General features: G+C 40.4%; 19 protein-coding genes and 7 tRNA genes. 12 read left to right on the forward strand and 14 right to left on the reverse strand.

The features are described 5' to 3' along the window. Positions 1-38: 38 nt before the first annotated feature. The 13 genes from H5079_RS00275 to lolB all read right to left on the reverse strand — a co-directional run bounded on the left by H5079_RS00275 (position 39) and on the right by lolB (position 6,249). Positions 39-123: transfer RNA gene (locus tag H5079_RS00275), tRNA-Leu, on the reverse strand. An 84-nt stretch (positions 124-207) separates the two neighbouring features. Further along, positions 208-282, reverse strand: a tRNA-Gln gene (locus H5079_RS00280). A 38-nt stretch (positions 283-320) separates the two neighbouring features. Beyond that, positions 321-405 (reverse strand) — tRNA-Leu (locus H5079_RS00285). Positions 406-497: 92 nt separating this feature from the next. Then, positions 498-574, reverse strand: a tRNA-Met gene (locus H5079_RS00290). A 5-nt stretch (positions 575-579) separates the two neighbouring features. After that, a tRNA-Gln gene (locus H5079_RS00295) sits at positions 580-654 on the reverse strand. 36 nt (positions 655-690) lie between these two features. Further along, a tRNA-Leu gene (locus H5079_RS00300) sits at positions 691-775 on the reverse strand. Positions 776-841: 66 nt separating this feature from the next. Beyond that, a tRNA-Met gene (locus H5079_RS00305) sits at positions 842-918 on the reverse strand. A 319-nt stretch (positions 919-1,237) separates the two neighbouring features. Further along, entirely contained in the window at positions 1,238-2,329 is a 1,092-nt protein-coding gene (ychF, locus tag H5079_RS00310) for a redox-regulated ATPase YchF (RefSeq protein WP_011327737.1), read from the reverse strand. Between the two features lie 52 nt (positions 2,330-2,381). Further along, complete coding sequence (gene pth, locus H5079_RS00315) at positions 2,382-2,966, reverse strand: aminoacyl-tRNA hydrolase (RefSeq protein ID WP_011327738.1); 585 nt, start codon at positions 2,964-2,966, stop codon at positions 2,382-2,384. A gap of 18 nt (positions 2,967-2,984) precedes the next feature. Beyond that, the gene (locus H5079_RS00320) at positions 2,985-3,599 is read right to left on the reverse strand and encodes a 50S ribosomal protein L25/general stress protein Ctc (RefSeq protein ID WP_011327739.1); all 615 of its coding nucleotides are present in this window, start codon (positions 3,597-3,599) and stop codon (positions 2,985-2,987) included. 170 nt (positions 3,600-3,769) lie between these two features. Continuing rightward, positions 3,770-4,717 (reverse strand): ribose-phosphate pyrophosphokinase, encoded by a 948-nt coding sequence (locus H5079_RS00325; protein WP_011327740.1) that lies wholly within the window; start codon positions 4,715-4,717, stop codon positions 3,770-3,772. Between the two features lie 87 nt (positions 4,718-4,804). Beyond that, on the reverse strand, positions 4,805-5,659 hold the full coding sequence (gene ispE, locus H5079_RS00330) for a 4-(cytidine 5'-diphospho)-2-C-methyl-D-erythritol kinase (protein ID WP_011327741.1): 855 nt from the start codon (positions 5,657-5,659) through the stop codon (positions 4,805-4,807). Between the two features lie 2 nt (positions 5,660-5,661). Beyond that, positions 5,662-6,249: a lipoprotein insertase outer membrane protein LolB gene (gene lolB / locus H5079_RS00335; RefSeq protein ID WP_086998003.1), complete on the reverse strand. Its 588-nt coding sequence runs from the start codon at positions 6,247-6,249 to the stop codon at positions 5,662-5,664. A gap of 83 nt (positions 6,250-6,332) precedes the next feature. Here lolB and hemA point away from each other — a divergent pair, with 83 nt between their 5' ends. From hemA to rlmM, 11 genes are all read left to right on the forward strand, one after another. Next, positions 6,333-7,589, forward strand: coding sequence for a glutamyl-tRNA reductase (gene hemA, locus H5079_RS00340; RefSeq protein ID WP_041454381.1), 1,257 nt, complete (start codon positions 6,333-6,335; stop codon positions 7,587-7,589). A gap of 6 nt (positions 7,590-7,595) precedes the next feature. Then, positions 7,596-8,681: a peptide chain release factor 1 gene (gene prfA, locus H5079_RS00345; protein WP_011327744.1), complete on the forward strand. Its 1,086-nt coding sequence runs from the start codon at positions 7,596-7,598 to the stop codon at positions 8,679-8,681. 5 nt (positions 8,682-8,686) lie between these two features. Further along, positions 8,687-9,526, forward strand: coding sequence for a peptide chain release factor N(5)-glutamine methyltransferase (gene prmC, locus H5079_RS00350; protein ID WP_086997954.1), 840 nt, complete (start codon positions 8,687-8,689; stop codon positions 9,524-9,526). A gap of 83 nt (positions 9,527-9,609) precedes the next feature. Beyond that, positions 9,610-9,984, forward strand: coding sequence for a SirB2 family protein (locus tag H5079_RS00355; protein WP_179808147.1), 375 nt, complete (start codon positions 9,610-9,612; stop codon positions 9,982-9,984). Positions 9,985-10,132: 148 nt separating this feature from the next. Then, positions 10,133-10,963, forward strand: coding sequence for a tetratricopeptide repeat protein (locus H5079_RS00360; RefSeq protein WP_011327747.1), 831 nt, complete (start codon positions 10,133-10,135; stop codon positions 10,961-10,963). A 14-nt stretch (positions 10,964-10,977) separates the two neighbouring features. Continuing rightward, positions 10,978-12,231, forward strand: a complete 1,254-nt coding sequence (locus H5079_RS00365; protein ID WP_011327748.1) for a DUF819 domain-containing protein — start codon at positions 10,978-10,980, stop codon at positions 12,229-12,231. Positions 12,232-12,240: 9 nt separating this feature from the next. Further along, positions 12,241-13,095, forward strand: coding sequence for a 3-deoxy-8-phosphooctulonate synthase (kdsA, locus tag H5079_RS00370; protein ID WP_011327749.1), 855 nt, complete (start codon positions 12,241-12,243; stop codon positions 13,093-13,095). Between the two features lie 110 nt (positions 13,096-13,205). Then, positions 13,206-14,102 carry a transcriptional regulator GcvA gene (locus H5079_RS00375; protein ID WP_011327750.1) on the forward strand — a complete coding sequence of 299 codons (897 nt, stop codon included), beginning with the start codon at positions 13,206-13,208 and terminating at the stop codon, positions 14,100-14,102. Position 14,103: 1 nt separating this feature from the next. After that, the gene (locus H5079_RS00380; protein ID WP_182683214.1) at positions 14,104-14,733 is read left to right on the forward strand and encodes an alpha/beta family hydrolase; all 630 of its coding nucleotides are present in this window, start codon (positions 14,104-14,106) and stop codon (positions 14,731-14,733) included. A 19-nt stretch (positions 14,734-14,752) separates the two neighbouring features. Continuing rightward, positions 14,753-15,121, forward strand: a complete 369-nt coding sequence (locus H5079_RS00385; RefSeq protein ID WP_041454382.1) for a DUF423 domain-containing protein — start codon at positions 14,753-14,755, stop codon at positions 15,119-15,121. A 9-nt stretch (positions 15,122-15,130) separates the two neighbouring features. Continuing rightward, complete coding sequence (rlmM, locus tag H5079_RS00390) at positions 15,131-16,216, forward strand: 23S rRNA (cytidine(2498)-2'-O)-methyltransferase RlmM (protein ID WP_011327753.1); 1,086 nt, start codon at positions 15,131-15,133, stop codon at positions 16,214-16,216. 72 nt (positions 16,217-16,288) lie between these two features. Here the strand turns inward: rlmM and cysZ are convergent, their stop codons facing one another. Beyond that, positions 16,289-17,002, reverse strand: coding sequence for a sulfate transporter CysZ (cysZ, locus tag H5079_RS00395; RefSeq protein ID WP_182676878.1), 714 nt, complete (start codon positions 17,000-17,002; stop codon positions 16,289-16,291). 352 nt (positions 17,003-17,354) lie between these two features. Between cysZ and H5079_RS00400 the strand changes: the two genes are divergently transcribed. Then, the gene (locus tag H5079_RS00400; protein WP_011327756.1) at positions 17,355-17,708 is read left to right on the forward strand and encodes a YkgJ family cysteine cluster protein; all 354 of its coding nucleotides are present in this window, start codon (positions 17,355-17,357) and stop codon (positions 17,706-17,708) included. The last annotated feature ends 11 nt before the right edge of the window (positions 17,709-17,719 follow it).

Here is a 17,719-nt window from a genome sequence, read left to right on the forward strand (position 1 = left end):
ACAAAGAATAATTGATAGTTTTATTTCTTATCAAGAAATGGTGCGGAAAGAGAGACTTGAACTCTCACAACCGAAGTTACTGGAACCTAAATCCAGCGCGTCTACCAATTCCGCCACTCCCGCATCGTTTGTGTAATAAAACACAGTTTGCAATTTTAAGCTCTTAGCTGAGCTATTCTTTAAACAACTTTCCTTGGTAGAAGAAGTTGGCTGGGATACCAGGATTTGAACCTGGGAATGCCAGGATCAAAACCTGGTGCCTTACCGCTTGGCGATATCCCAACAAAGAATAATTGATAGTTTTATTTCTTATCAAGAAATGGTGCGGAAAGAGAGACTTGAACTCTCACAACCGAAGTTACTGGAACCTAAATCCAGCGCGTCTACCAATTCCGCCACTCCCGCATTACTTTGTGTTATTAAACACTAGGTAGTTATTTTAAACTCTTCATTGAGCTGCAATTTAACTCTTGCAGAGCCATTTCTAAAAGAAGAAATGGTGGCTAAGACGGGATTTGAACCTGTGACCCCATCATTATGAGTGATGTGCTCTAACCAGCTGAGCTACTTAGCCATTGTTGGCTGGGATACCAGGATTTGAACCTGGGAATGCCAGGATCAAAACCTGGTGCCTTACCGCTTGGCGATATCCCAACAAAAACAATTGATAGTTTTAATTCTTATCAAGAATGGTGCGGAAGGAGAGACTTGAACTCTCACATCCTAAGATACTGGAACCTAAATCCAGCGCGTCTACCAATTCCGCCACTCCCGCATTACTTTGTGTAATTAAACACTAGGTAGTTATTTTAAACTCTTCATTGAGTAACAAAAAAAATAATGGTGGCTAAGACGGGATTTGAACCTGTGACCCCATCATTATGAGTGATGTGCTCTAACCAGCTGAGCTACTTAGCCATATTTTTTCGTTAGCACTTCATCGCTGAGTGCGGGGCGTATTATGCTGATATGGCCCAAATTCGTCAACACCTTTTTTGCAAAAAAACACTTAACTTGGTTTGTTTGCAGGAAAAGTAAGCTAAGCGGCTAAAATTTAGCATAAATGCTGTTTTTTTAGCTGCATTAAAAACACTAAACTTAAACTTATTCGCAGTTCTTCAATTTTGCTAAACAAATACAGACGTTAAAAAACCACAGCAGGTATTAAAGAAATAAAAAAGGCTCGTAAAAACGAGCCTTTAAAATCATCACCACACTAAATTTGGGTAATGTATATTTATACGTTGAACAAGAAGTTCATTACATCGCCGTCTTTTACAATGTACTCTTTACCTTCTTGGCGCATTTTACCTGCTTCTTTTGCGCCGCTCTCACCCTTAAAGGCAATAAAGTCGTCAAAAGCAATCGTTTGTGCGCGAATAAAGCCACGCTCAAAGTCGGTATGAATTTTACCTGCTGCTTGTGGCGCAGTTGCACCTACAGGAATAGTCCATGCGCGTACTTCTTTTACGCCTGCTGTAAAGTAGGTTTGTAATTGCAGTAATTCATAGCCACCACGAATAACAAGGTTAAGGCCTGGCTCTTCTAAACCAAGATCAGCCATAAACTCAAGCTTGTCTTCTTCATCTAGCTCAGAAAGCTCAGATTCAATAGCAGCACATACAGGAACAACAATCGCATCTTCTGCTGCGGCAATAGCGCGTACAACATCAAGGTATGGGTTGTTTTCAAAACCATCTTCAGCAACGTTAGCAATATACATTGTTGGTTTGATAGTTAAAAAGTTAATAGAGCTGATAGCTGCTTTTTCTTCTTTAGTTAACTCTAAAGAACGTAATGTTAAGCCTTCATCAAGGTGTACTTTTACTTTTTCAAGTACTGCATTTTGCTCTTTTGCGTCTTTATCGCCACCTTTAGCTTTTTTAGCATTACGGAACGATGCTTTTTCAGCGCTGTCCATATCGGCAAGCACTAATTCAGTGTTTATAACGTCAATATCATCAGCAGGGTCAATAGTGCCAGCTACGTGAATAATATTATCATCATTAAAACAGCGAACTACGTGGCCAATGGCGTCAGTTTCACGAATATTAGCTAAAAACTGGTTACCAAGACCTTCACCTTTAGATGCGCCTTTTACTAAACCGGCAATATCTACAAACTCCATACTTGTTGTAAGAATGCGCTGTGGGTTTACAATTTTAGCAAGTGCGTCTAGGCGAGGATCAGGCACTGGTACCACACCTGTATTAGGCTCAATGGTACAAAAAGGAAAGTTAGCGGCTTCAATACCCGCTTTTGTTAATGCATTAAAAAGTGTCGATTTACCCACATTAGGCAAGCCAACAATGCCACATTTAAAACCCATAGTAAGATACCTTGTTTAGATTCGTTTAAACGGCGAACTTGTACCCAAGTTACTAGGGTTTAAACGAATGTAGTCTGTTTTGTGCTTTTAACACACCATCTTTTGCAAGTATTTCCATGCAGCGTACCGCTTCATCAATGGCAGCATCCATTTTTTCTTGGTCTGCTTTGGCCGCTTTTCCTAGCACCCAACCAGTTACCATTTCACGATGCCCCGGATGACCTACACCAATGCGCAAGCGCATAAAGTCTTTTTGATTTGCCATTTTTGCAATAATGTCTTTTAAGCCATTATGACCGCCGTGTCCGCCGCCTTTCTTTAATTTGGCAACGCCAGGTTCTAAGTCTAATTCATCGTGGGCAACTAAAATGCTTTCCACAGGAATTTTGAAAAAATTAGCTAAACTACCGACCGCTTTACCACTTAAGTTCATATAAGTAGTGGGGATCAATAATTTGAATTCTTGATCTTGAATAATCACTTTACCTGTAAGGCCGTGATATTTAGGATCGTGTTTTAGAGTGCAGTTATAGCGTGCAGCGAGTTGCTCAATGAACCAAGCACCTGCATTGTGGCGTGTGTTTGCGTATTCGGGGCCTGGATTAGCCAGGCCCACAAGCATTTGAATAGAATTCAAGGTGTTAAGCCTTAAATATTATTCTGCTGCGTCTTCAGCTTCATCTTCAGTTGGAGCTGATTTGTTAGCTTTAACAATTAGGATAGACTGATCGTGACCAGGACCTTTTGCTAAATCTATTGATGAAACGCCAGCTGGTAATGCAACATCAGAAATATGTAGAGAATCGCCTGCAACTAATTTTGAAACATCTACTGTTACGAAATCAGGGATTGCTTTAGGGAAACAAGAAATTTCGATTTCAGTTAACTGACGAACAACAGTTGTACCAAGTTTTTCTACAACGTCTTCACCAACAAAGTGGATTGGAACAATAGTATGTAGCTTTTGGTTTGCATCGATACGTTGGAAATCAAGGTGTGTAACTTTAGGCTTGAAAGGGTGACGTTGAATATCTTTTAGGATAGTTTCAACAGACTCGCCGCCAATATTAAGTGTAAGAATTTGCGTGTAAAAACCTTCGCTTTCTTGAGCTTTAATCACATCTTTATGATCTAAAGTGATTGAAGTAGCTTCTTTGTTTGCGCCGTAAACGATAGCAGGCACTTTGTCTTCGCGACGTAGGCGGCGGCTCGCACCAGTACCAGTTTGCTCGCGAAGTTCTGCGTTATATACATAAGTTTTGTTTGACATAATAGTTTCCAATAATTAAAAGTATAGGGCCTTTGCGACCAAGGTCCCTAGCCAAAAGGCGCGCTATCATAACATCGCCCCCCAGCAAAATATATAACAGTTACGAAAAAAGCGCCAAAAGGCGCTTTTTAAAATTAAAGTTACTTAGCTTCGCTAAAGTAGATCTTTAATTAATGCTCAAACATTGCTGAGATAGACTCTTCGTTACTAATACGACGAATAGTTTCTGCAAGCATGTCGGCAAGTGTAAGTACTTTAACAATATTAAGTGCTTTAAGCTCTGCAGACAGTGGAATAGAGTCAGTTACAATAACTTCGTCAATCACTGAATTGCGCAAGTTTTCAGCCGCTTTACCCGAAAGAATAGGGTGAGTAGCATATGCAAATACGCGCTTAGCACCGTGTTCTTTAAGTGCTTCAGCTGCTTTACATAATGTACCGCCGGTATCAATCATATCATCAACGATAATACAATCACGACCTTCAACATCACCAATAATATGCATCACTTGAGAAACGTTTGCCTGTGGGCGACGTTTATCAATAATAGCTAAATCGGTATCGTTTAGTAGTTTTGCAATAGCACGCGCACGTACAACGCCACCAATATCTGGAGATACAACAACAACGTCGTCAAAATGACGTGCTTTCATATCTTCAAGTAAAACAGGGCTACCAAATACGTTATCTACAGGTACATCAAAGAAGCCTTGGATTTGCTCAGCGTGTAAATCAACCGTAAGAACGCGGTCAACACCTACACTAGATAAGAAATCGGCAACGACTTTAGCGGTAATGGGTACACGGGCAGAACGTACACGACGATCTTGACGAGCATAACCAAAATAAGGAATAACGGCAGTAATACGACCGGCAGATGCACGACGTAGAGCATCAACCATAACGATAAGTTCCATAAGGTTATCGTTTGTAGGGGCACAGGTTGATTGTAAGATGAAAACATCCGATCCACGAACATTTTCATTAATTTGAACACTGATCTCACCGTCGCTAAAACGGCCAACAACAGCATCGCCTAATTCAATATATAAACGTTTTGCAACTTTTTGAGCTAACTCAGGTGTTGCGTTACCAGCGAAGAGCTTCATGTCAGGCACGGTAGGGTTCCTCAGGCACTGAATTTTTGGACTAACAGGCAATAATTAAACCACTGCGTGTTAACTTATGACTACTTGTACGTTACTTCAATCAAATATGGCGGCTAACTCCGTATGAGCGGGAGAAGTATTAACGCTTGATGCGATAAACCCCTGCCAAGTATGGGGGAGATTAGCAAGTACATCTTGTGCTTGAACTTGCGTAGCAAATTCTACAAAACAACATGAACCTGTTCCGGTCATCTTTGATGGAGCGTATTTTAGCAACCACTGCAGGGTTTTTTCAACCTCGGGACACAGCTTTTTCACTAAAGATTCGCAATCGTTAGTTAAAATATGCTGTTGCCAGTCTCCTGAAATTTTTGGCGTGTCGCGTTTTAGTTCAGGATGAGTAAATATTTTAGCAGTACTTACATGTTGATTAGGGAAGACCACACAATACCACTTTTGCTCAAGCATTACTTGTTCTAATTGCTCACCAATCCCATGCGCTATGGCGCTTTTACCATGTATGAATACGGGTACATCGGCACCTAGTTGTAAGCCTAAATGAGCTAATTCATCTAAACTGAGGGCTGTTTTCCACAACTTATTTAAGGCTAATAATGTGCTGGCAGCGTCTGATGATCCACCGCCAACACCGCCGCCCATTGGCAAACGTTTAATTAAATTTATTTTCACGCCTTGCTTTATTTTGCACTGTGTTTGCAATAATAAAGCCGCTTTATAGATAAGGTTGTCGGTTGTGGCTATGCCATTTGTGTCGCCGGTAACAATAATTGCAGGTAAATCGCTTAACTCAAAACTAAGTTCGTCGCCATAATTTAAAAACGTAAACAGGGTTTCTAGTTCATGGTAACCGTCATCTCGGCGGCCATTAATATGTAAAAAAAGATTGAGCTTTGCCGGCGCAATAAGTGAAAATGAAGTGATATTATTCATGGTTAATTAAACTGCCAATCGTAGAGTTGAATTTTAATTTTAATTTTTTGATGGGTTAAGGTCAGTCTGCTGGGAAGCCAGTAGCCGCTTTTTTGCACAAAGCTAGCGTACTCAATTTGCCATTTTTTACCTGTACTATCAAACCATAATACGCTTTTAGCGCGGCCTAATTGATCAACCTTTAAAGTTTGGTCATCAATGGTGCCTTTTAACCAACTGTCGGCGTTATTTACCGGTAAAGCAAAACCGGTTAAACGTTTTAGTAATGCCGTTGCATTGGTGTCAAAATACTGCTCGCCATCATAGTTTAGTTCTGCCGTATTTGCAGTTTGTTTGAGTGACAATATACGTGTACCAATAAAAGTGGTGAGCACTAAATTATTGTTATTTTGGCTCTGTTGCCAGTTTAAGTTTGCAGATTGGCGCTCATCGGGGCTAATAAAAGCAAGTTTACCTTCTACTTGCCAAATACTTTGCTCAGCAAGATGTGTTTTCCAGTTTTCGTAAGTGGTTGTTTCTAAGTTTCTTTTTTGAGCGCAGCCGGCTAAAAACAAGAAAAACATAGCTAAAATAAAATATTGTCGAATCAAATGTTGCTCCTTACTTTCCATATTCCTGAGATTTTTGATAAAATTGCGGCCTTTAAAGTAGGGCTCATCAATATTTGGCAAATATGACCATAATCGCACTTGGTATTAATCACAAAACCGCTCCCGTAGAATTACGTGAAAAAGTGGCTTTTTCCCCTGAGCAAATTTCAGAGGCGCTACAGCAATTAAGTGGCCACGCCCATTTTAATGAGGCAGTGATTGTTTCCACCTGTAATCGAACTGAAGTGTATTGTAGCCTTGCACAGCAAAATTCCCAAACACTGTTGCAGTGGTTATCTAGTTTCCATGGTTTGGATGAACATGAACTGAGTAAAAACATTTACTGCCATGAAGGTAGTGATGCTATAAATCACTTAATGCGCGTAGCCTGTGGCCTAGATTCACTCGTACTGGGCGAGCCGCAAATTTTGGGGCAAATAAAGCAAGCGTATAACAGTGCTAAAACTCATAATGCTGTGGGCGTGACGTTTGATAGATTATTTCAAAAAACGTTTTCAGTTGCTAAGCAAGTACGTACTGAAACCAACATTGGTGCCAGTGCAGTGTCGGTTGCTTATGCGGCGGTTAATTTAGCTAAACATATTTATGGCAAGCTCGATAAAACCAATGTACTTCTCATTGGTGCCGGTGAAACAATTGAGCTAGTAGCCAAACATTTGTACCAAAATGAGCCGCAAAACATTACGGTTGCGAACAGAACCCTTGAGCGTGCACGTAGTTTAGCGGATCAAGTATCGGGTGATGTAATTGCACTTGCTCAGCTACCTGAGCGTTTACATAAAGCCGATATTGTTATTAGTTCTACCGCCAGCACACTGCCTATTATTGGTAAGGGTGTGGTGGAGCAAGCACTTAAACAGCGTCGTTATAAGCCTATGTTGTTTATTGATATTGCGGTTCCTCGCGATATTGAAAGCCAAGTGGGTGAACTTGACGATGCTTATTTATATTCTGTTGATGACTTACAAACCATTGTTAGCGAGAATATGAGTGCCCGAGAAGAAGCCGCTGAGCAGGCTGAAGTTATTATTACCGAGCGCACTAAAGAGTTTTTAATGTGGATACGCTCACTCGATTCGGTGGATTTAATTCGCCACTATCGAAACGATGTACAAACAATAAAGTCCGAACTTGTAGAGCGAGCAGTGAGTCAGCTCAATACAGGTAAAGATGCCGAAAAAGTTATTTTAGAGCTGGCCAATAAGTTAACCAATCGCTTAATGCACGCGCCTACCCGTGCTATTCAAGATGCAGCGAAAAAAGGTGAAGTGGCTCAGTTAAACCAATTGAAAAAAATGTTAGGTATTGATCAGGAATAGCAGTTAATGAAAGAATCCGTTTATCATAAGTTAGAAATCTTAGTTGAGCGTTATGAAGAAGTACAAGCGCTACTAAGCGACCCATCGGTCATTCGTGATCAAAACCGCTTTCGTGCACTTTCTAAAGAATACTCAGATTTAGAAGAGGTAGTAAAAACGTTTTTAAGCTACCAACAAGCGCAACAAGATGTAATAAGCGCAGAAGAAATGCTGAAAGATTCAGACCCAGATATACGTGAAATGGCGCAAGAAGAATACAAAGAAGCTAAAGCACAAATACTGACCATAGAAGATGAAATTCAAGTATTAATGCTGCCAAAAGATCCTAAAGACAATAATAACGTGTATTTAGAAGTGCGAGCGGGCACTGGTGGCGACGAAGCGGCTATATTTGCCGGCGACTTATTTAGAATGTACAGCCGTTATGCCGAAACTAAAAAATGGAAAGTAGATGTGGTGACCACCAACGAAGGTGAGCACGGCGGCTATAAAGAAATAATTGCTAATATTAGTGGTGAAGGCGTTTTTGGTCAGCTGAAATTTGAATCTGGCGTGCATCGTGTACAACGTGTACCAGAAACCGAATCGCAAGGTCGAGTTCATACCTCTGCGTGTACGGTTGCGGTAATGGCTGAAGTACCAGAAGCTGAGGCAATTGAAATTAATTCGGCCGATCTTAAAGTTGATACGTTTCGTGCATCAGGCGCGGGTGGTCAGCACGTAAATAAAACCGATTCTGCTATTCGTATTACCCATATACCTACCGGTGTGGTTGTAGAGTGTCAGGATCAGCGCTCGCAACATAAAAACCGTGCTAAAGCTATGTCGGTACTTGCAGCGCGTTTGCAACAAGCTGAAGACGAAAAGCGCGATGCAGCAGAAGCCTCTGAGCGTCGTAACTTAGTAGGCAGTGGCGATCGCTCTGAGCGTATTCGTACTTATAACTATCCACAAGGTCGTATTACCGATCACCGTATTAACTTAACCCTATATCGCTTAAACGAAGTGGTAGCCGGTGATTTAAGCTGTATTGTAGAGCCATTAATGCAAGAGCATCAGGCCGACTTACTAGCGGCCATGGGCGACGAGTAATAATAGTGACCCAAACCCTCGAACAAGCAATTGCTGCAGGCGCTAATTTATTAGCACCTAGCAGCGAAAGCGCTAAATTAGACGCGCAAGTTTTACTACTGCATATATTGCAAAAACCTCACAGTTATCTTTTTACTTGGCCAGAAAGCACGCTTAGTACAGAGCAACAGCAGCAATTTGATACATTTTGCCAAAGGCGTTTAAATGGCGAGCCAGTTGCACATATTACAGGGCAACGTGAATTTTGGAGTTTATCGCTAGAGGTTAATGCCACCACTTTAATACCGCGTCCAGATACCGAAACTTTAGTAGAGCAAGCGCTTGAAATGGCGGTGCCAAGTAATGCAAAGGTGCTCGATTTAGGCACAGGGACTGGCGCAATCGCGTTAGCACTGGGGAGCGAAATGCCCACTTGGCAAATTACCGCAGTAGATAGAGTAGCTGATGCTGTTGCACTTGCTACACGTAACCAGCAGCGATTAGCCATTAATAATGTGCAAGTAAAGCAAAGTAATTGGTTTAGCGCGCTTAATGGCGAAAAGTTTCATTTAATTGTATCTAATCCGCCGTATATAGAAACAACCGATATACACCTCAAGCAAGGTGATGTGCGCTTTGAACCGCTCTCAGCACTTGTTGCAGATGATGATGGACTGGCTGATATAAAACAAATAATTACCCAATCACGTGACTATCTTCACGCTAAAGGTTATCTTTTGATCGAACATGGTTTTGAGCAAAGTGGTGCGGTTAGCCAATTTTTTGCACAAATGGGGTTTATAAATATTAAAACAGTGAAAGACTTAGGCAATAACGATCGCGTTACACTTGCACAGTGCTCTTAAACTAAATTACAGCAGTGTAATATTTGCACTGCTTATTCGTTTTTAAAAATAAAAACATTTAACTAAACAGAAGTATTAAAACTATGGATTATTTAGCAGTTAAACATTCACACATGGCTATTGCGATGTTGAGTGTAATTTTATTTTATGTACGCTCATTTTCACGCATGGGTAGTGGTAAGTTGGCAAAAAATAAACTGGTGTTTATTGGCAGCCACGGCATAGACACTTTGTTACTTGTTTCAGCATTAATGCTAATGGGGATCGCTAAAATTAATCCGTTTGAGCAATATTGGTTATTAGAAAAGATAGTGCTAGTGATTATTTATATTGCCGTTGGTATTGTTAGCTCAAAACAAACAAAAACAGCACCAAAAGTAGCATATACCATTTTTAACACTTTGGTTATTTTAGCTATCGGTTATTTAGCAACCGCTAAGTCGGCACTGCTTTTATAAGTAATAATTAGCCCAATTGAGCTTTGTATAATTGTGTACAAAGCTCAACTATTTCTAAACATAAGTTCACATTCAAGCCCCTCTACATTGGTATCTAGCTTAAAAAGTAGTAAACTACGCCTTCGTTTTCTAAAATGTTGTAGTATGAATGACCACCCTCGGGTTTGATGAACACGATGATTCTTATTTTGATGAAGCTTATGATGATTTTTTGCCACCGGCGATTTATCGTTGTATTCAAGCCGAATCTAAATGGGACCCTCAGATTGACTTAACGCCTAGCTATGAAATTTTAACTTCCTTTGAACAGGAAATAGATGCTTTGTGTCTGCAAACATCTGACGAGCATGTGCGTTTAGATAAGCTATTAGATCGCTTTTATAGTGAATGGCTGTTTAGTGCTTCTAGCTTAAAAGTGCCAGAGTACAAATTAAATTGCATAAGCTATACATTAACTATGCGCAGTGGTTCACCAACAACACTTGCTATTTTACTCAGCCATTTTTTACAACATGCCAAACTAGACGCTTGTGTAAGTATTACCCAAGGTGATATTGGTATACATGTAGCTATGAGTGATGAAGAAGGCTATACCATTGAGCCAAGCAGCGGCCAACAAAGCTGGTATATCATTCCTGAAAACGTTGATGAAGATAATGCCCAAGAGCAAGAGCCACTTGAGCTTATTTTTGACGACGAAGTATATAAATTATTTTTAGCCCAGCAAAAGTGGTCGTTTATTAGCGAAAATAAATTTGGTCATGCGTTAAACTGCGTCGAAATGCTGATGGATATAATTGGTGACGACCCTTATGAGCGACGCGACAGAGGGTATTTACTCAATCAATTAGGTTGCCCTAAAATGGCACGTGACGATTTACAGTTTTTTGTAGATGAATGCCCAGACGATCCTGCAATAGAGATTATTCAACACCAAATAGAAGAACTAGAAGACAATAATAATAAAACTCACCATTAAAAATAGGAATAACTATGGTTGAAGCCCAAACTGCATTAATTACTAACGATGCTGTGGTACTTGGTTTACTGGCTATTATTTTAGGGTTTGTGTTTAAAACCTCTAACAGCCAGCACCCAGGTTTTAAAGCATTTTATAAATATGTACCCGCTTTACTGTTATGTTACTTTTTGCCCTCATTACTTAATACCTTTGGTATTGTTGATGGTAATAAATCAAACGTATATTACGTAGCGTCACGCTACTTATTGCCAGCGTGTTTAATACTGCTGACTATAAGTATTGATTTAAAAGCCATTATAAACTTAGGCCCCAAAGCACTCATTATGTTTTTAACCGGTACTACTGGTATTGTTATTGGTGGCCCTTTAGCTATTTTAATTATGAGCGCAGTGTACCCAGAAGCAATTGGCGGACATGGCCCCGATGCCGTATGGCGCGGTATGACCACAGTAGCAGGTAGCTGGATTGGTGGCGGTGCTAATCAAGCATCAATGAAAGAAATGTTTGAAGTTGGCGGTGATATATTTTCGGCCATGGTGACGGTAGATGTCATTGTTGCTAACTTATGGATGGCCGTTTTATTATTAATGGCAGCGAATCATAAAGCCATTGATGCAAGAACAGGTGCCGATACCAGCGCCATTGAAGATCTTAAAAACCGGGTTGAAAAATATCATGCTGAGCATGCGCGCATGCCAACGCTTAACGATTATATGATGATTATTGCCATTGCCTTTGGTATTACCGGCTTGGCACATTTTTGTGCTGACTTTTTAGGCCCTTACTTTGGTGCTAATTTCCCATGGGCACAAGAGTACAGCTTAAACAGTAAGTTTTTTTGGTTAATCGTGATCTCAACCACTATTGGTATTAGTTTATCGTTTACTAAAGTACGCCATATAGAATCGTTTGGCGCGTCGAAAGTTGCTTCTACATTTTTGTATATTTTGGTTGCATCAATCGGCTTACACATGAATATAACGGCGATTTTTGAAACACCAATGTATTTTGTAATTGGCATTATATGGATGCTTACCCATGCGAGCTTAATGTTAATTGTAGCTAAACTAATTAAAGCACCGTTATTTTATATGGCGGTAGGCTCACAAGCCAACGTAGGCGGCGCGGCATCTGCACCCGTTGTTGCCGCTGCATTTCACCCGTCGCTTGCTCCTGTAGGTGTATTATTAGCGGTACTTGGCTATGGCGTAGGTACTTATATGGCTTATATTTGTGGATTAATGATGCAAGCAGTTGCACCATAAGGAATAAAAATGAACAACCAAATTATTAAAATTAATGACATAGAACTTGCAAACAACAAACCGTTTGTATTGTTTGGCGGTATTAATGTATTAGAGTCTCGTGATTTAGCCATGCGTGTTGCAGAGCATTACGTAGAAGTAACCACTAAATTAAATATCCCTTATGTATTTAAAGCGTCGTTTGATAAAGCTAATCGCTCATCAATCAACTCTTACCGCGGCCCGGGTTTAGACGAGGGTTTAAAAATATTTGAAGAAATTAAAAAAACATTTAATATTCCGTTAATTACCGACGTACACGAACCACATCAAGCAGCACCTGTTGCTGAAGTAGTTGACGTTATTCAGTTACCGGCATTTTTAGCCCGCCAAACAGATTTGGTTGTTGCTATGGCAAAAACCGGCGCAATTATAAACGTAAAAAAACCACAGTTTTTAGCCCCACACGAAATGCGCCATATTATTACTAAATTTAACGAAGCAGGTAATAACAACGTGGCACTGTGTGAGCGTGGTTCAAGCTTTGGATATAATAACTTAGTGGTTGATATGCTCGGCATGGACGACATGAAAGTAATGGCACCTGTTATTTTTGATGCTACCCATGCACTACAACGCCCAGGTGGCCGTGCAGATTCGGCTGATGGTCGTCGCGCCCAAGCAGCAGAGCTTGCTCGCAGTGGTATGGCACTTGGTATTGCGGGCTTATTTATAGAAGCACACCCCAATCCAAATGAAGCAAAATGCGATGGCCCATGTGCACTAGCATTGAGTAAATTAGAAGGCTACTTAACACAAATGAAAGCCGTAGATGATTTAATTAAAAGCTTTGCACCGCTTGATACCAGTGCCAGCGATTTATAATTTATAACCTATATATTAGGTAATATTTAAAAAGCGACTAAGGTCGCTTTTTTTACACCTTAAATATATAATTCCATGCATAAGAAAAACTAATTCAAAGCGTGGTTATCATGTCAAGACGGGTCCCTCCATTAAACGCGCTTAAAGCCTTTGAAGCAGCAGCACGTCATTTAAGTTTTACCAAAGCTGCAGAAGAGCTATATGTAACGCAAGCCGCTGTAAGTCATCAAATAAAAACATTAGAAGAACATTTGGGCTTAAAGCTATTTATACGCAGAAACCGCTCGCTATTATTAACCGAAGAAGGGCAGGGTTACTTTCTCGATATAAAAGAAATATTTACCCAACTAATAGACGCCACCGAAAAATTACTAGCACGAGGTGCAAAAGGCTCTTTAACGGTAAGCTTAACGCCAAGCTTTGCGATTCAGTGGCTAGTGCCCAGATTAAGTTTATTTAATGAGTTACACCCAGAAATAGACGTGCGAATAAAAGCGCAAGATCTAGACGAAAACTCTTTAACCGACGATGTCGACGTTGCTATTTATTATGGCCGGGGGCATTGGAGTGGGGTGCAAACTTTTAAGTTACATACCGAGTATTTAGTGCCGCTATGTAGCCCGCTATTATTAAATGGCATTAAGCCACTTAATCAACCCAGTGATTTAGCGCACCATACTTTATTGCACGACACCACGCGTAAAAATTGGAAAACATGGATGAAAACCGCCGGTGTACGTAATGTACAAGTTAACCAAGGGCCTATTTTTAGTCACTCATCTATGGTGTTACAAGCCGCAGTGCATGGTCAAGGTGTGGCTATAGGCAATAGTGTACTCGCTAAGCCCGATATTGACGCCGGACGATTAGTGATCCCGTTTAATCATAGTTTAGAGAGTAAAAACGCTTATTATTTAGTGCTGCGCGAGTCGCAAACTGAAATGGGTAAAATAGTGTCATTTAAAGAATGGATGCTGAGCTTAGTAGAGCAAGAACAAGAGTATTAATATGATTGAATGGTTTAAAAGTACACAGCAGCCAGCTATAGCACAGTTTATTTTTGCCCATGGTGCAGGAGCCGGTAGCGACCATGAGTTTATGCAAAATATGGCACAACTCATTAGTGAGCAAGGGATTGATGTTGGTTTATTTGATTTTGAATATATGCAAATAGCGAAACAAACCAATAAACGCCGCCCACCCGATCGCGCGCCTAAATTGCTTAGCTACTATGAGCAAATACTTAGCCATGCACAGCCAGGGTTGCCGTTATTTATTGGTGGCAAATCTATGGGGGGACGAATGGCGTCAATGCTTGCCTGTACTAGCGAGCATGCTATTTTAGGTGTATTAGCGTTTGGCTATCCGTTTCATCCGCCAGGCAAGCCTGAAAAGCTACGCACCGATCATTTTGCTGATATAGGCTGCCCATTTTTGGTATTACAAGGTGAGCGCGATACGTTTGGTACTCGTGAGGAGCTAGCTACTATGTTAATGCCCAAGCAACCAGAATATTGCTGGCTACCCGATGGTGACCATTCACTAAAACCGCGTAAAAAAAGTGGCGTTAGTGAGGCGCAAAATCGAGCAACTGCAGTACAAAGTGCTGTGCGCTTTATAAAATGCATTGTTAAATAAGTATTCGAGAGAGTAATAAATGATTAAATTATTTTTAATGACCGGGAGCTTTTTTTGTATGCTGTCGGTAATGCTAGGGGCTTTTGCCGCCCACGGTTTAAAAAGCCGACTGTCGGAGTACTCATTAGGTGTGTTTAAAACCGCAGCTGAGTACCAAATGGTGCATGGATTAGCGCTTATAGCTGTGGCGGTGTTAATTAAGTGGGGTATTAACCTCAATTGGGCTGGCGGTTTTTTTATTGCGGGCACACTGCTTTTTAGTGGCAGTTTATACTTACTTGCCATAACAGGTATGAAGTGGCTAGGCCCAATAACCCCATTGGGTGGTTTATGCTTTATTATTGGTTGGATTGTTATTTTAGTGCAAGTTGCACGATTTAAGTTTTAAAGGGTTAATATGTCTAGTGTTGTAATTTACTGTCGTAGTGGGTTTGAAAACGATGCCGCTGCTGAAATAACGTTCCACGCTGCCGAGCAAGGTTTTGCCGGTTATGTTAAAGCAAAGCCAAATACCGGTTATGTTATTTATGAGTGTTTTGACGCGCAGCATGGCGACGAAATAATTAAAAAAGTTGATTTTAAAAACATGGTGTTTGCTCGTCAATGGTTTGCTGGTACGCTGATCGAAAACATGCCAGTAGAAGATCGTGTAGGGGCCGTTGTAGAGGCTGCTAAAGATTTTACCTTGTGCTCTGAGCTACGTGTAGAAACCCCCGATACCAACGAAGGCAAAGAGCTTTTAACCTTTTGTAAAAAAATATCAACGCCCCTTAAAAAAGCCCTCGAAAAACGTAATATTGTACTGCGCGAGCCAAAAGCAAACCGCCCAGTAATGCATGTACTGTTTTTAACTAACAACACAGCTTATGTGGGTTACTCGTATAGCTTTAATAACTCGCCATTTTTTATGGGTATTTTACGTTTACGTATGCCAAGTGATGCGCCAAGCCGCTCTACTTTAAAATTAGATGAAGCATTTAATGTGTTTATTCCAGAACAACAACGCGAGTCACGCGTTGCAGCCGGAATGCGCAGTGTTGACTTAGGGGCGTGTCCAGGTGGCTGGACTTATCAGTTAGTGCGCCGTGGTATGTTTGTAAGCGCGATAGATAATGGCCCAATGAACGATGATTTAATGCAAACAGGGCAGGTAAAGCACTTTAGGGCCGATGGCTTTAAATATCGCCCAGAAAAACGCAACATTACTTGGTTAGTATGCGACATGGTAGAAAAGCCAACTAAAGTAACCAGCCTAATGATTGACTGGGCAGTAAATGCATATGCTAAAGAGCTTATTTTTAACTTAAAGCTGCCAATGAAAAAACGCTTTGATAGTGTTTACGAGTGTTTAAGCATGATCAGAGCTGAACTAGAAAAATACGGTATAAGCTATGAGTTACAAGCTAAGCATTTATATCATGATCGCGAGGAAGTGACCGTGCATTTAAATGTGACCAAAGTGCCACAAAGCTTGTATAGCTAATGATGAATTAGTAAATAACCAGAGTTAAGGTTAAATAAAAAATGGGTCAAGTGACCCATTTTTTATTTCATATTATTGAGTTCGGTATTGGCTGCGAAAGTTATCAACCCATAACTTGGTGCCACCACAAACAGCAACAGGCATTACAATTAAATTTACCAACGGAATGGCTGTTAGCAACATTACTGCAAAACCAAACCCGTACGATAAACCTTGCTTGCTTTGTAAATCGGTTTTCATTTGCTTAAAGCTGATTTTATGATTATCGAACGCGTAATCTTGGTATTGCACGGCAAACATCCAACACGAAAAAAGCACCCACAGTATTTGCCCTATAACCGGCAACACCCATAACAATATAAAAAAGCCAATGGCGCGGGGAAGGTAATAGCAAAGTTTTGTCCACTCTCGGCCAAGCATGCGTGGCACATCTTTTAATAATTCAGCCAAGCCATCATCATTAATTTTTTGACCTGTTAAATGCAACTCAACTTTTTCACTGAGTAAACCATTAAAAGGTGCGGCAATAAAGTTTGTGATTACAGTAAATAACATACTGTAGCTAAACAGCACTATTAACAGGGCAATGGGCCACATTAACCACTCAAGCCAGCTTAACCACTCGGGTAGCATATTATTTATGTAGCTAAAACTGTCGCTTAACCAGCCAAATAAAAAAAACAACGAGCTACCAAAAAGTAAAATATTAATTAACAACGGAATAAACACAAAACGCTTTAATCCCTTTTGAGTAATTAATTTAAAACCCGAAAAAAAATACTCCATACCTTGTATGATCTGCACAACTACCTCAAAAAATATTTTTCATTTGCACTAGTATAAATAGCTGAGTAATTTTAAACAGTATTTTTAGGTAACAAAGTGTTTAAGTAAAATAATAACAACGGCCAGCTTACTACTTTATTCATCCTGCTTAATAAATAATATTTAGTTTATAAGCTGTGTATATTAGCGCTATGGCGTAACTAAATGCTAACTTAGCTTGATTTTTGGGCAGTGCAAAGCGTACTATAGCTGATCTAGCCACTCTAGGCTTAGGCATCGCTTTGATGCATTGTGGAGAAATTAGTAAAGTTGCCGCGTCAGTGCGTTGCAAAAATAAAGGGTATAAATAGTGATGTACAAAAATCAGGAAGTAATTTTACGATTACGCGCTAATATTCCAGCGTTTGAATGCGTAAAAGGATGCCACGACTGCTGCGGGCCAGTAACAACGTCTTCAGAGGAAATGTCGCGCTTACCGGTAAAAACAGATGCTGAGCATGAAGCGGCGTTAAACGAGTTCAATTGTGTACATCTTGGTCCCAATGGCTGCACTGTATATGACGAGCGTCCATTAATTTGTCGCTTATTTGGTACTACGCCAAGAATGCCTTGCCCGAATGATCGTCGACCAGACGAACCTGTTGACCCTAAAATTGAGCGTGAAGTACATCACTTTATAGCAAACACGCGTCAAGTATTAGTGTAAGTATCGGTATT

It is taken from the genome of Pseudoalteromonas sp. SG44-5 (genome assembly GCF_014164175.1).
Lineage (GTDB): Bacteria > Pseudomonadota > Gammaproteobacteria > Enterobacterales > Alteromonadaceae > Pseudoalteromonas > Pseudoalteromonas nigrifaciens.

Coding starts and splice junctions, on each gene's coding strand:
- cysZ (WP_182676878.1), bottom strand. CDS start 17,002: ATGGAGTATTTTTTTTCGGGTTTTAAATTAATTACTCAAAAGGGATTA.
- ychF (WP_011327737.1), bottom strand. CDS start 2,329: ATGGGTTTTAAATGTGGCATTGTTGGCTTGCCTAATGTGGGTAAATCG.
- H5079_RS00385 (WP_041454382.1), top strand. CDS start 14,753: ATGATTAAATTATTTTTAATGACCGGGAGCTTTTTTTGTATGCTGTCG.
- kdsA (WP_011327749.1), top strand. CDS start 12,241: ATGAACAACCAAATTATTAAAATTAATGACATAGAACTTGCAAACAAC.
- hemA (WP_041454381.1), top strand. CDS start 6,333: ATGACCATAATCGCACTTGGTATTAATCACAAAACCGCTCCCGTAGAA.
- H5079_RS00360 (WP_011327747.1), top strand. CDS start 10,133: ATGACCACCCTCGGGTTTGATGAACACGATGATTCTTATTTTGATGAA.
- rlmM (WP_011327753.1), top strand. CDS start 15,131: ATGTCTAGTGTTGTAATTTACTGTCGTAGTGGGTTTGAAAACGATGCC.
- H5079_RS00355 (WP_179808147.1), top strand. CDS start 9,610: ATGGATTATTTAGCAGTTAAACATTCACACATGGCTATTGCGATGTTG.
- H5079_RS00400 (WP_011327756.1), top strand. CDS start 17,355: ATGTACAAAAATCAGGAAGTAATTTTACGATTACGCGCTAATATTCCA.
- H5079_RS00380 (WP_182683214.1), top strand. CDS start 14,104: ATGATTGAATGGTTTAAAAGTACACAGCAGCCAGCTATAGCACAGTTT.
- H5079_RS00365 (WP_011327748.1), top strand. CDS start 10,978: ATGGTTGAAGCCCAAACTGCATTAATTACTAACGATGCTGTGGTACTT.
- H5079_RS00320 (WP_011327739.1), bottom strand. CDS start 3,599: ATGTCAAACAAAACTTATGTATATAACGCAGAACTTCGCGAGCAAACT.
- prfA (WP_011327744.1), top strand. CDS start 7,596: ATGAAAGAATCCGTTTATCATAAGTTAGAAATCTTAGTTGAGCGTTAT.
- H5079_RS00375 (WP_011327750.1), top strand. CDS start 13,206: ATGTCAAGACGGGTCCCTCCATTAAACGCGCTTAAAGCCTTTGAAGCA.
- ispE (WP_011327741.1), bottom strand. CDS start 5,659: ATGAATAATATCACTTCATTTTCACTTATTGCGCCGGCAAAGCTCAAT.